General features: G+C 61.9%; 16 protein-coding genes. 11 read left to right on the top strand and 5 right to left on the bottom strand.

The genetic code is table 11. From position 1 onward, the window contains the following. Position 1 precedes the first annotated feature (1 nt). From NLY44_RS31900 to NLY44_RS31890, 3 genes are all read left to right on the top strand, one after another. Positions 2-802: a hypothetical protein gene (locus NLY44_RS31900; protein ID WP_023804351.1), complete on the top strand. Its 801-nt coding sequence runs from the start codon at positions 2-4 to the stop codon at positions 800-802. A 4-nt stretch (positions 803-806) separates the two neighbouring features. Then, entirely contained in the window at positions 807-944 is a 138-nt protein-coding gene (locus NLY44_RS31895) for a hypothetical protein (RefSeq protein ID WP_023696622.1), read from the top strand. A 154-nt stretch (positions 945-1,098) separates the two neighbouring features. Continuing rightward, positions 1,099-1,893: a hypothetical protein gene (locus NLY44_RS31890; RefSeq protein WP_023754056.1), complete on the top strand. Its 795-nt coding sequence runs from the start codon at positions 1,099-1,101 to the stop codon at positions 1,891-1,893. Between the two features lie 41 nt (positions 1,894-1,934). On the opposite strand, the gene NLY44_RS31885 is transcribed toward NLY44_RS31890, so the two are convergent. Beyond that, entirely contained in the window at positions 1,935-3,293 is a 1,359-nt protein-coding gene (locus tag NLY44_RS31885; protein WP_023709929.1) for a trimethylamine monooxygenase, read from the bottom strand. Positions 3,294-3,559: 266 nt separating this feature from the next. On the opposite strand from NLY44_RS31885, the gene NLY44_RS31880 reads away from it, so the two are divergent. Continuing rightward, the gene (locus tag NLY44_RS31880; RefSeq protein ID WP_023687066.1) at positions 3,560-4,270 is read left to right on the top strand and encodes a helix-turn-helix domain-containing protein; all 711 of its coding nucleotides are present in this window, start codon (positions 3,560-3,562) and stop codon (positions 4,268-4,270) included. A gap of 122 nt (positions 4,271-4,392) precedes the next feature. Here NLY44_RS31880 and NLY44_RS31875 read toward each other — a convergent pair whose 3' ends face one another. From NLY44_RS31875 to NLY44_RS31860, 4 genes are read right to left on the bottom strand one after another with little or no spacing between them, the layout of a single operon-like run. Then, positions 4,393-5,433 carry a heme-dependent oxidative N-demethylase family protein gene (locus tag NLY44_RS31875; protein WP_023687065.1) on the bottom strand — a complete coding sequence of 347 codons (1,041 nt, stop codon included), beginning with the start codon at positions 5,431-5,433 and terminating at the stop codon, positions 4,393-4,395. Positions 5,434-5,442: 9 nt separating this feature from the next. Then, positions 5,443-6,408, bottom strand: coding sequence for a PDR/VanB family oxidoreductase (locus tag NLY44_RS31870; RefSeq protein WP_023687064.1), 966 nt, complete (start codon positions 6,406-6,408; stop codon positions 5,443-5,445). After that, positions 6,405-7,001 (bottom strand): dimethylamine monooxygenase subunit DmmA family protein, encoded by a 597-nt coding sequence (locus tag NLY44_RS31865; RefSeq protein WP_023668542.1) that lies wholly within the window; start codon positions 6,999-7,001, stop codon positions 6,405-6,407. The genes NLY44_RS31870 and NLY44_RS31865 overlap by 4 nt, the downstream gene beginning before the upstream one ends. A gap of 42 nt (positions 7,002-7,043) precedes the next feature. Then, positions 7,044-8,177 carry an aminomethyl transferase family protein gene (locus NLY44_RS31860; RefSeq protein ID WP_023668543.1) on the bottom strand — a complete coding sequence of 378 codons (1,134 nt, stop codon included), beginning with the start codon at positions 8,175-8,177 and terminating at the stop codon, positions 7,044-7,046. 282 nt (positions 8,178-8,459) lie between these two features. Between NLY44_RS31860 and NLY44_RS31855 the strand changes: the two genes are divergently transcribed. From NLY44_RS31855 to NLY44_RS31825, 7 genes are all read left to right on the top strand, one after another. After that, complete coding sequence (locus NLY44_RS31855) at positions 8,460-8,747, top strand: hypothetical protein (RefSeq protein WP_023804352.1); 288 nt, start codon at positions 8,460-8,462, stop codon at positions 8,745-8,747. Between the two features lie 28 nt (positions 8,748-8,775). Further along, complete coding sequence (locus tag NLY44_RS31850; protein WP_023668545.1) at positions 8,776-9,153, top strand: hypothetical protein; 378 nt, start codon at positions 8,776-8,778, stop codon at positions 9,151-9,153. A 27-nt stretch (positions 9,154-9,180) separates the two neighbouring features. Beyond that, the gene (locus NLY44_RS31845; RefSeq protein WP_023668546.1) at positions 9,181-9,342 is read left to right on the top strand and encodes a hypothetical protein; all 162 of its coding nucleotides are present in this window, start codon (positions 9,181-9,183) and stop codon (positions 9,340-9,342) included. A 14-nt stretch (positions 9,343-9,356) separates the two neighbouring features. Beyond that, positions 9,357-10,751, top strand: a complete 1,395-nt coding sequence (locus NLY44_RS31840; protein ID WP_023668547.1) for an APC family permease — start codon at positions 9,357-9,359, stop codon at positions 10,749-10,751. A 42-nt stretch (positions 10,752-10,793) separates the two neighbouring features. Then, positions 10,794-11,483, top strand: a complete 690-nt coding sequence (locus NLY44_RS31835) for a hypothetical protein (protein ID WP_023804353.1) — start codon at positions 10,794-10,796, stop codon at positions 11,481-11,483. Then, entirely contained in the window at positions 11,480-11,797 is a 318-nt protein-coding gene (locus NLY44_RS31830) for a hypothetical protein (RefSeq protein ID WP_023804354.1), read from the top strand. The genes NLY44_RS31835 and NLY44_RS31830 overlap by 4 nt, the downstream gene beginning before the upstream one ends. Positions 11,798-11,880: 83 nt before the next feature. Then, positions 11,881-12,777, top strand: coding sequence for a class II glutamine amidotransferase (locus NLY44_RS31825; protein WP_023668550.1), 897 nt, complete (start codon positions 11,881-11,883; stop codon positions 12,775-12,777). Position 12,778 lies beyond the last annotated feature (1 nt).

The raw sequence follows: 12,778 nt of genomic DNA, 5'->3' as shown, positions 1-12,778 counted from the left end.
AATGTCCAATCCCGGCGAACCGCCTTTTGCCGTACTCGTCTTCGACATGGCCAAGACCGGCGAGCCGGACGGGGAGCACGTAGTTTCGGGGTTTGACACGCTGGAGGCGGCGACGTCCTACGCCATTGCGCGGGTTCGCGCCTCGGTGGAGGAGTTGCGCGAGCCCGGCATCGCCACTGCAGAGCTTCGCCAGCTCTGGCACCTCTATGGCGAAGACTGTTCGGTGCTGAACGCCGGAGTGCGCGGCAGCGATCTACTCGACGATTTCACTGCGACGCCGTCGATGCCGGCCGAATGCAACTGGCAAGTTCTCGCGCCAAGGCTGCGCCGCTTCCGCGCCTCGCTGCTGATCTCCAACGGCAACAACGAATCCGTCTGGGCGGGCGGCTTCTTTCGCTCGACCTACAGGCTGACGCGAGACGGCCTCCTCGAGCGCTTTGGCGACGACGCCATTGCCGCCTTCAAAGCCAAGGGGATCGAGCCGGCGGAGCCGACGAAGCTCATGGTCGCCAATTACTTCGAGCTTCCCGACCCGCCCTACCCGCCGCCAGGCGTGACGCTGCGATCCTGGAAGGTCGAGGTCGGTTTCGTCTGCCATGACGTGAAGTTCGGCGGCGACGCCGCCGGAATCTTCGCCTGGCCGCAAGAGCCCACCGACTGGGCGCTCAGAACCATGCAGTTCCTGCTGATGGCCGACATGATGGCCATGCGCGGCGATGGCCCCGACTGGGCCAACGACTGCGAGATACTAACCGCCAAGGTGACCGAGACGGAGGCGCCTCCCGACTATCCGCTGGATTGAAGTGATGATCATCACCTGCCCCGTGGCCGGCACACGCGATCTCGGCCAGAAAGTGTTCATCGCACTGTCCAAAGTCGCGGCATTGTCGCGGGCTGGCAACAACCTGCCATCGACATCATCGCGGTCGGTCTTCGACCCCTGAGCCGCGAAAGCTCAAGCACGGCTCGGATAGACGGTTTCGCCTCTTCTGGAGTTCGCCTCTTCTGGAAATGGCAGGCCGCGCTCCAGCTCTTGACTTTGACGCATTTTCGCGCGGAAAGCTGCTTCATCCTCGACCAGCCTGAGCTTGCTGCCGAATGCCCGATCAGCGCAAACCGCCTTTTACTGTCGTCGTCTTCGACATGGCCAAAACCGGCGAGCATGTGGTTTCGGGGTTTGAGACGTTGGATGCGGCTACGTCCTACGCGATTGCTCGGGTTCGCGCCTCGGTGGAAGAGCTGCGCAAGCCTGGCATCGCAGCAGCCGAGCTCCGGCGGCACTGGCATATCCATGGTGAGGATTGCACGGTGCTGAACGCCAATGTGCGCGGCAGCGATCTGCTTGACGATTTCATCGCGACGCCGGGGACACCGGCCGAATGCGACTGGCGGGCGCTGGCGCCACGACTGCGCCGTTTCTACGCCGCTGTGAACGTCTTCAACAACGATGGCAAATCTATCCGGGTCAGCGGCTTTTTCCGCGCGACCTACCGGTTATGGCACGCTGGCCTGCTCGCACGATTTGGCGACGACGCCATCGCCTCCTTCAAAGCCAAAGGCATCACGCCGGCAGTGCCGACGAGAGTCTCGGTCGACCATCACTTCGAGCAGCCCGATCCGCCGCGCCCGCCGCTCAGCGATATCAGGCCGTTGCTGTCGTGGAAGGTCGAGATCGATTTCGGATGCACCGATGTGAGGTTCGGCGCCAAAACCGACGGCGTCTTCGCCTGGCCCGAGGAGCCGACCGGCCGGGCACTCAACGACATGACACATCTGCTGATGGCTGACAGGCTGTCTATGTACGGCACCGGCCCGGAGGGTGCCTATTATAGCGAATTGGTGTGGGTCAAGGTGACGGAGACCGATGCGGCTCCCGACTACCCTCTGAATTGAAACTGGGCCGGTGCCGGCGCATTGTTTTGCATCACGCCGACCTATTCCGCCGCCACGCCCTTCACCTGGAGATAGCTTTCCATCGAGTCGTCCAGCGCCTGCAGCCAGGGCGTATGGTGCAATGGCGCCATGGTGCCGGTCATCAGCGAGCGGTAGGCGTGGTCGCGAAAGCTCATAATGTCTTCCGCCTTGTGGTGCTCCCATTCCATGAAGGTCTGGTTGACCGCCTCGACGTCGAAGCCGGGATAGTCGGTCTGGTCCATCAGTTCCTTGGTGTAGTCGCCCTGGAACCAGATCATCTGCTCGGCGTCTTCCAGCGTCTCTTCGCGTGCCCGCCACTTGGCGCCGTGCTCGGCCATCGCCTGTCCCGACGGCAGCTTGATGCGGCCCATGATGACGTCACGGGCGAACCAGGCCTGGGCGTCGAACATGTTGAAAGTGTAGAACTGGTCCTGCATGCCGATATAGGACAGTTTCGGGTTCTTCTCCCAAACGACGCCCTCATAGAGCCCGTCCGGCCACATGCGGTTGGCGGTCTTCAGCTTCAGCTCTTCCGTGAGGAACGGGAAGGAATGCAGATAGCCGGTGCACAGGATGATGGCGTCGACATCTTTTGTGGTGCCGTCCTTGAAGTGCGCCGTCTTGCCGACGACCTTCTGCAGCAGCGGCACTTCCTTCCAGTTCTCCGGCCATTTGAACCCCATCGGCTTGGAGCGGTAGCTGGAGGTGATCGATCTGGCGCCGTATTTGTAGCATTGCGAGCCGATGTCCTCGGCAGAATAGGAGCGGCCGATGATCAGTATGTCCTTGCCCTTGAACTCCATGGCGTCGCGAAAATCATGGCTGTGCAGGATACGGCCGTTGAAGGTCGAAAAGCCTTCGAAATAGGGAACGTTGGGAACCGAGAAATGCCCGGAAGCGACGACGACATTGTCGAACTCTTCGGAGTAGGTGACGTCGTTGGTGCGGTCATGCGCGGTGACAGTGAATTTCCTGCTCTCGTCCGAGAAGGTGACCATGCGCACCGGGCTGTTGAAGCGCACCCATTTGCGCAGGCCTGATTTCTCGACGCGACCCTTGATGTAATCCCACAAAACGGCGCGCGGCGGGTAGGATCCGATCGGGCGGCCGAAATGCTCCTCGAACGTATAGTCGGCGAATTCCAGGCATTCCTTCGGTCCGTTCGACCAGAGGTAGCGGTACATCGAGCCGTGGACGGGGTCGCCATGCTCGTCGAGGCCGGTGCGCCAGGTGTAGTTCCACAGGCCGCCCCAGTCCGACTGCTTTTCGAAGCAGACGATTTCGGGGATCTCGGCGCCCTTGTCGGCAGCCGACTTGAAGGCCCTGAGCTGGGCCAGACCGGATGGCCCCGCTCCAATGACGGCAACGCGCGTTTTCATGGCAGGCCTCCCGGTGTCATTCGATTTTTGGAATTGCTCTTACGAAACAAATTTCACTCACAGGACAGTAATTGCCTCTTGGATGCTGTCAACAGGCCTTGTGGAGAAACCGCGTTTCGCCCCAGCGGATTTCCGGAAAAACGGATGACGCGTAAATCCTGTTCGGACACCATTCGACTTAAGGGGCTTGCTGCGCGGTTGCGTTTCTGTATCGGCACCGAATATGTTCACCTGGAGTGAAATAATCATGGGGATTCGGAGGCGAGATGGCGAAGACAAGTTCCGATTCCAAGACTGCTTCGACAAGGGCAAAGCCACCGGCAAAGGCCTCCGTGGACGGAAAAACCATCCGCGCGCCGCTGACGCAGAATCCGCACGCCATTCGCGACACGCGCGAAAAAGTGCTGGAGGTGGCGATCGGGCGCGAGGTGCGCGCCTTCCGCAAGAAGCTCGGCATCACCGTCGCCGATCTCGCCGTCGCCACCGATATTTCGCTGGGCATGCTGTCGAAGATCGAGAACGGCATCACCTCGCCGTCGCTGACCACACTGCAGGCGCTGTCGAGGGCGCTCGGCGTTCCCGTCACCGCCTTCTTCCGCCGATTCGAGGAAGAGCGCAGCGCCGTCTTCGTCAAGGCCGGCGAAGGGCTAGATGTCGAACGCCGCGGCACCCGCGCCGGCCATCAATACAATCTGCTCGGCCATATCGGCTCCAACACCAGCGGCGTCGTCGTCGAGCCCTATCTGATTACGCTGACCGAGGATTCGGATGTGTTCCCGACCTTCCAGCATGAGGGCATGGAATTCCTCTATATGCTGGAGGGCGAGGTGGTGTACCGGCACGGCAGCAACCTCTATCCGATGAAGCCGGGCGACAGCCTGTTCTTCGACGCCGACGCGCCGCACGGGCCGGAGCAACTGACGAAACTTCCGATGCGGTATCTGTCGATTATTTGCTATCCGCAGAGCGCGGGGTAGTCGGACCGCCGCAGCCCGCTCACCCGGATTGCCCCGAGGGGAGAGGAGTCTGGCGTCAGCGCTGGCGATCTCTTCTCCGCTCGGGGAGAAGGTGGCCGCGCAGCGGCCGGATGAGGGGGCCTTTAGTCCGGCCCGAACCCCGGTGACGTCGCACTGCCATCATCCAGCTTCGACAGCCATTCCACCAATGTCGGCCGATACCGCGTCAGGCCCTTGTAGGTGGCCAGCTCTTCCGGCAAATCCCGGATCACCCGGTGCAGTCGCCTTGCCCATTTCGGCTGTGTCACCAGTTCGTCCATCTTGATCAGATAGCAGCGGATCGGGAAGACGATGCCGTTCGAGCGCGGCAGGCGCCAGAAGCTTTGCAGTTCGACGCGCAGATGCACCTTGTCGCCGACATTTTCGGGCGTCACCGTCGCGCGGTCCGGGCCCCATTTGTGGTAATTCTCCGGACTGGTGTCGAGGCGCGGGTTGATGGTCATCGTCCAGTTGAGACGCCGCGCCGGCTTGCCCTGCTGGATGTTGGTGAGGAACTTCAGCGCCCTGACGAAAATCCCCTTCTCATGCGCCAGCGGCACCGGCGCGTGCCATTCGAAGAAATTCATGCCGATGTCGAAATCGAGCGACCAGTCGGCCTGAGTGGTGACCATGCCGGCGTCCATCCAAAGATTGCCGTCGCGCTGATCGAGAATGCAGAAATCACCCTGGCTCTGGCGGGTGATGTACTCCATCGGCCCGTAAGGCAGTGTCGAGGTGTCGCCGAAGGTGAAGGTGTCGTCGATGCCGAGCGGCCGGTTGATCCAGCGCCAGCGGTCGCCGTCGCGGGTCAGGGTGAAATGCTCGGGATAGCCAAGTGCCTGTTGCTCCATCAAAAGTTCGAGCAGGTCCCAGCCGGCCAGCGTCATATGCGGCAGCGACTGGCAGCGCAGCGGATCGTCGGCCAGCACCAGTGCACGGTCCTGCATCTCGGCGACATAGTGCTCGTCGACGTCGATCAGGTTTTCCAGAACGCTGCCCTTGGGGCCAACCACATGCGGCTCGATGTTGACCGCATACATGTAGGCGTCTTCGTGGAACGGGAACGGAAACCGCCTGATGTGTTCCGGGCTGTTCCTGAAGGTGAAATCGTCGCGAAACGTTTCCTTGCGAAAGGTGATGCCCAAGCTGGCCTCCTATCTTTCCAGGACCAGCGACTTGCCTTCGAAGCGCGACACGCACGGCATGATCTTGCAGCCGGAACGATGGTCTTCCTCGCTGAGCCAGTGGTCGTTGTGGATGAACTTGCCGTCATACGAGACGACGTTGGTCTCGCACTGGCCGCAGACACCGCCGCGGCAGAGATAGGGCGGATCGACGCCGGCGGCCTCGATCGCTTCGAGCAGGCTCTGCTGCTCGCCGACGCGGATGGTCTTGCCGCTAACGGCAAGTGTGACGTCGAACGGCAGGCCGGGCTGGGGTGCCGCGAAATGCTCGTAGTGCACGGTCTCCGCCGGCCAGCCGAGAGCCGCAGCGCGCTCGCGCACCCAGTTGATCATGCCGGCCGGGCCGCAGACATAGAGATGGGTGCCGAGCGGCTGCGAGGACAAGAGACGGTCGAGTTCGATGCGCTCGTCGCGGTCGTCGTGATAGAGCCGGACGCGACGGCCATAGCGCTCCTGCAGCACATCGGCATAGGTGCCGAGCGAGGCGGTGCGGCAGGTGTAGTGCAGCTCGAAATTGCCGCCGGACCCGGCGAGCTGCGCGGTCTGCGCCATGAACGGCGTGATCCCGATGCCGCCGGCAAGCATCAGATGCTTCTTTGCCCTGAGGTCGAGCGAGAACAGATTGACGGGGTAGCTGACCACCATCTCCAGGCCAGGCTTGACGCTCCGGTGCATGAACAACGAGCCGCCGCGGCCGACATCGTCGCGGCGCACCGAGATGGTGTATTCGCGGGTGTCGAGCGGCGATCCCATCAGCGAATAGGGATTGAGCCTTGTGCGGTCGCCATCGCGCATCTCGACCACGACATGGGCGCCGCCGGAAAAGGTCGGCAAAAGCTCACCGTCACGGCGGCGGAAATGGAAGCGCGTCACCAGTTCGTTGACCGGGACGACGTCGCTGACGACGACATCGAGCTTGGTGGTGCCGGTGCTCATGGGAAGACCTCCTCTATGGGAGGGATCTCCGAGCGATCCTCGGCATTTATGCAGACGCCCTGGAATGCTGCCAGCCGTCGCGAATAATGATCGCGCACCAGAAGCAGCAGGCCGCAATGCGCGCAGGTGGCCGGCTGCGTCGTCACATTTTCGGTGATGCCTTTGCAATGCACGCACTGCATGCGCCGCGCCAATGAGCCGCGATGCTCGGTCTGCATGGAGGTATGATCGATGCCGGCTTCGAGCGCCACCTGCATGGCCTGGCCGATCAGCCCTTCGGTGCCGGCGAGATAGAGGCGCAGGCCCATATGCGCGTTGGCAAGCGTCTGCTTCAGCCGGGGCAGCAGGCTGGCGAAGGTTGGCGCGACATGAAATTGCGCGGACTTCAGTGCCTCAAGAGCGGCAACATGCTTGCCGTCGGCCCCGGGAATGAAGACGATTTCGGCGCCGTCGAAGAAGCCGGGGGGCGCCGTCCTTGCCATATCGACGATCGCCAGCGCGCCTTCCGCATCCGCCACGAAAAGATGATGCTTGCCGGGCTGCGGGGACAGGGTTCCGTAAATGGGCCGGCTGATGATCGTTTTGGCTGCCATTCTCTACTTCGTACCTCGAAACCCCTCGCTGTCGATTGTGCCTCAGCCTTTCGCCGTGCGCTTGGTCTTTTTGGGATCGTCGAAGGGCAGAGGCTGCGCCGTCGCCCTGATCGAACCGCTCTTGTTGCGGATCTCGAGCTTGGTGTCCTTGACCGCGCAGTCGACGTCGAGGCGGGCGATGCCCATCGATTTCTCGACCAGCGGCGAATACATGGCGCAGGTGACCACGCCCACCTTTTTGCCGTCGCGATAGACCGGCGCGCCCTCATCCGCGGGTTGCTTGCCGTCGAGCAGCACGCCGTAGATCTTGAAGCGCTCCTTGCCCTTGAGGCGGTAATGCTCTTCGGCGCCGCGAAAGCCGGTCTTGCCGGGGCTGACGGTGAAGTCGAGGCCGAGCTCCCACAGCGTGTCGCCGGGGCCTTCGTTCTCGAACGGATATTTCTGCGAGTTGTCATAGGGATAAAACAGCAAATAACTTTCGACGCGCAGCATATCGAGCGTGGTGAAGCGGCACGGAATGATGCCGGCGCTCTTGCCCTCGTCGAGGATCCTGTCCCAGATCGTGCCGGCGTCCTGGCCGCGGCAGAATATCTCGTAGCCGCGCTCGCCGGTATAGCCGGTGCGCGAGATCATGACGGGAAAGCCGAACAGCTGCGTCTGCATATGATGGAAATAGTTGAGGTCGCGAATGCCCGGCACATGCTTTGAGAGATAGTCGACCGCGGTCGGTCCCTGCAGCGACAGGTCGTGCAGATTGTCGTCGAAGCGCAGCGATACGTCGCGGCCGACGGAAGCGCGCTGCAATTCCTCATGGCCGGTGCCGGAGCCGTGCACCACCATCCAGGCGTTCGGCCCGGTGCGGTAGAGGATGCAGTCGTCGGTGAATTTTCCGGCCTCGTTCAGCATGCAGGCATAGGCCGACTTGCCGGGATAGATCTTCTCCACGTCGCGCGTCGTTGCCAGGTCGATGAGGTGTGAGGCGTGCGGCCCGGTGATGTGAACCTTCTTCAGGCCCGACACATCCATCAGCCCGGCCCTGGTGCGGATGGCGGTGTATTCCTCGTCGGCGTCCTTGTCGTAGGTCCAGGCGGTGCCCATGCCGCTCCAGTCTTCGAGCTTCGAGCCTAACGCGCGATGGCGATCCGCCAGGGTCGAAAATCTCCAGGATGCCGTCATCCGCAAATCCTCCGTTCGAAAATTCTATTGTGTTCCCGGCTCCCTGCGCGAGGCGGGAGCATTTGGTCGAATATTGATCGCAAACGTCCTGATGCCGCAATACCCGGAAGCAAATAATTTCATTGTCAGGCAAAATTCGCGGCTGGGGACAAACGGTTAACCCAACGTAAAATCGGCTTGACAATTGCTGGATTCGGCCCGAATTTATGAAAAAAATTTCACTCTGTTGAAAGAGGCAGCGGGCGGCCAATTCGGGGTCGGGCGCTGGAAAAGGGGAAACCGATGTCAGACCTGCAGCAGCGCATCGAAACGCTGTACCGTTCCGACCTGCGCGGGTCCGCGCTCCTGATCATCTGCCTTTGGGCGACGATCCTCTTCGTGCTCGTCATGACATGGCCCTACATCCCGGACACCGGGATCAAGATCGTCGTCGCCATCGCTGCCGCCGCCGTGCTGATCTTCAATACGGCCGCCATCCTGGCGATGGTCAATCACTACAAGGAAGACAAGGACTTCATCTACGGTCTCGACATCAAGAACGCCGACGCGGCCCGCAGCCGCAAGTCCTGAAAACAGAACGTCCTGAGGGGTAGAAGACATGTCGCGCTACACGCCGCCGGAACAAGGCAAGGCCGGGCAGATTTTCGATATCGTGGTCGTCGTGGTCGCCATTTTCGTGGCGCTGTGGCTGCCATTGAAACTCGGCCTGGCGGGTGCGGCGAAATCCATCGACGCGCTCGATGCCAAAACCTGGGAAGCGTTGGGACAGAACCCGACCATGGCCTCGATCTGGGAAAAGCTCGGCTATACGCCGGAGACCGCGCACGACATCATCCAGAACCGCTTCCACTACATCATCGACTGGCCGACGCTGATCATCATGGCGGCGGTGCTGATCGGCTATTTCGTCTTCCTGTTCCGCGCCTCCGACCGCGAATATCGCGACGTCATCAACGAAAAGTTCGACGACAAGTAACGCCAGAGATTTTGGGGAAGCACGCTCATGTGGGTCGCACTCTCTTACGCATCGTGGGGCATCTCGGTCGTGCTTGCGCTGTGGATGCTCTACGACTGGTTCAAGATCGACACGACCTATTCCGAGGAGGTGCTGACTTCCTCGCGCGAAGGCGAGCTTGAAGCCGCTTCCGAAAAACACAGGATCTGAGTGGGGATTGAACAATGACGATCACGCTTGAACCGGCAATACACGGCGACAGAGTTTCACTGCTACGCGTGCTCGGCCCCGCCCATGTCTGGGCGCTTGGCGTCGGCATCGTGCTGGTCGGCGAATTCACCGGCTGGAATTTCTCGGCCGACAAGGGCGGCGCACTGGCGGCGCTGATCGTCTGCTGGGTGGTCGGGCTCTTGTACACTTCGGTCGCCATGATCGACTCCGAGGTGACATCGACGGTTGCCGCCGCCGGCGGCCAATACGCGCAGGCTAAGCACATTGTCGGGCCGCTGATGGCCTTCAACGTCGCGCTGTTCCTGGTCTTTGCCTACACCATGCTGGAGGTTTCGGACGCCATCCTGCTCGGCGACACCATCGTCGCCAAGGCCGGCGTCGAAGGGCTCACCCACAACTCCTTCATTGCCGCCACCATCGTCGTGCTGGCATGGCTGAACTATCGCGGCGTGCTGATGACGCTCAACGTCAACTTCGTCATCACGGCGATAGCCTATGTCTCGATCGTTATCCTGTTCTTCTCGGTCAGCCCCTGGACGCAGGGTGCTGTGCTGAAGCTCAACGAACTGGTCACCCCCGGCAATGCGCTGCCCTATGGCTGGATCGGCGTCATCGCGGCCTTCCAGTTCGGCATCTGGTACTATCTCGGCATCGAAGGCACCACGCAGGCCGCCGAGGAAGTGCGCTCGCCGGCGCGTTCGCTGCCTTACGGCACCATGGCCGGCATGATCACGCTTTTGATCGCCGCCGCCATGACCTGGTATGTCTGCGCCTCGCTGATGCCCTGGGAGTACCTCGGTATCACCTATTATCCCTTGTGGGACGCCGGCAAGCTGACCGGCAGCCCGCTGCTGGAAAACCTGTTGTTCGTCGCCACGCTGCTCGCGGCACTGGCGTCGGCCAATGGCTGTATCAACGATGCGGCCCGCGCGTGGTTCTCGCTTGGACGCGACCGCTATCTGCCGACATGGTTCTCGGCCGTGCACCCGAAATACCGCACGCCCTATCGCTCGATCCTGTTCCTGTTGCCGATCGCGCTCGCCTTCGCCTTCATCGCCGACCTCAACCAGGCGATCACCTTCTCAATCCTGTCGGGCGTGCTGCAATACACCTTCATGAGCATAAACATCATGATGTTCCGCAAAAAGTGGCCGCTGGGCACGATCCGCCGCGGCTATACGCACCCGTTCCACCCGATCCCGGCGATCGTGCTGTTTTGCCTCTGCGTGGTGACCTTCTTTGCGATCTTCCTCGGCTACGGCACGCAGCTGATCGCCATGGTCGCCTTCTACTTCCTGATCTCGCTGTGGTTCCACTTCTACCGTTACCGCTATGTGCGCCGCGGCGACCAGTTCACCATGCCGTGGCCGAAGCCGCAGGGCTATTGACAGGAGAGGGCCTGCCGGTCTGGGCGGGCATGGCGTGACGAGGTGTCTGACGTGACGACAGCATTGCTGGCCGGGGCGGTCGCCGTGGCTCTCGTCCTGCACCTCGCCTGGCATACGCGCGCCAGCCGCAAAAAGGCCAAGGCTGATCTTGCAGCCGAGGCAGCCAGCATCCGGACCGTCATCACAGATGCCGTTGATGTCTCCGATGGCACAGCCGGCGTTGTCACCTGGGTCGGCACATGGAACGGACAGCGCGTGCAGCTGCGCACCATCGTCGACACGCTGGCTACGCGAAAGCTGCCGGCGCGATGGTTGAGTGTCACGATCACAGAGCCGGTTGCGGTGCCGGCGACCTTCGACATGATGATGCGGCCGGGCTCGCCGACGACCTTCTCCAATTTCGATCATCTTCAGCATACGCTGCCGAAGGCTCCGGGATTTCCGGCTGAAGCCGCGCTGCGAACCGACCTCAGGGCGGCGCGCTTTCCGCAGAACCTGATCGCCAGCCATCTCGACATCTTTGCCGAAGGCCGCGCCAAGGAACTCTTGATCACCCCGAACGGCGTGCGCATCGTCTGGCTGCTGGCCGAGGCCGAGCGGGCGCGCTACGGCGTGTTCCGGCAGGCCGCATTCGGCGGCGCAAGGCTGGATCCAACGCTGGTCGAGAGACTGCTGACCTCGGCCTCAGTGCTGCGCGATGCCATCAACCGACAGGAAAGGCAGGTCGCATGAGCGCACCCGCACCGACAAACCCGTATCTGGTGCTCGGCGCTGCCATCGTCTTACCGGCCAGCGGCCACGTCATTCTGGGCGTGCCCGTGCGCGGCCTGCAGTTCCTGTTCTTCATGGTGATCCTCGCCTGGGTGACGGCCAAGATCGCGCCGGCCGACGCCAGCTTCGTCGGCCGCCACGCCGGCGGCTTCCTGATCTATGCGCTGTCGATCCTCGACGCCTACAAAATCGCCCGCATCCGCACCGCTACATGGGTTCACAGCGCCCGCGACGGCAGCGATAGTGCACCAAGCGGCATCGAACCGCATACGTAACTACAGGAATATTTTTTCATATGATTGAATTCGCACGACGCATTCGATACATCATCGTCTAGTGGTAACGCCGGGAGGCTGACATGTGTGGAATCGTCGGACTTTTTCTGAAAGACAAGTCGCTTGAGCCGCAGCTCGGCTCGATGCTGTCGCAGATGCTGATATCGCTCAGCGATCGCGGCCCCGACAGCGCCGGCATTGCCATCTATGGCGCGCCTTCCAGAAATGAAGCCAAGATCACCATCCAGTCCGCGAAGCCCGAGCGCGATTTCCGCGGCCTCGACGCCGAACTCGCGAAGGCCATCGGCGCGCCGGTGAGCATAGCGGTGAAGTCGACGCATGCGGTGCTCCGGACCGCGCCCGACAAGGTCGATGCCGCGCGCGAAGCGCTGCAGTCAATCCGCCCCGACGTGCGCATCATGGGCGCCGGCGAAGCGGTGGAAATCTACAAGGAAGTCGGTCTGCCGGAAGCGGTCGTCGACCGTTTCGACGTCCGCTCGATGACCGGCACGCATGGCATCGGCCATACCCGCATGGCGACGGAATCGGCCGTCACCACTATGGGCGCGCATCCGTTCTCGACCGGCGCCGACCAGTGCCTGGTGCACAATGGCTCACTGTCCAATCACAACAATGTGCGGCGTGAGCTGGTGCGGGAGGGCATGAAATTCGAGACCGAGAACGACACCGAGGTCGCCGCCGCCTATCTCTCGTCGCAGATGGCGCATGGCAAGAACCTCGGCGAGGCGCTGGAAGGCACGCTGTCCGACCTCGACGGCTTCTTCACCTTCGTCGTCGGCACCAAGAACGGTTTCGGCGTGGTGCGCGATCCGATCGCCTGCAAGCCCGCCGTCATGGCCGAGACCGATCAGTATGTCGCCTTCGGCTCGGAATATCGCGCGCTGACCAAACTGCCCGGCATAGACAATGCGAGGGTCTGGGAACCGGAACCCGCAACCGTCTATTTCTGGGAGCATTGAG

Origin of the sequence: Mesorhizobium sp. C089B, from assembly GCF_030323125.1 — a bacterium.
Taxonomy (GTDB): domain Bacteria; phylum Pseudomonadota; class Alphaproteobacteria; order Rhizobiales; family Rhizobiaceae; genus Mesorhizobium.
The sequence above is the reverse complement of the archived record's forward strand: the minus strand, read 5'-3'. Positions and strand labels throughout refer to the sequence as shown.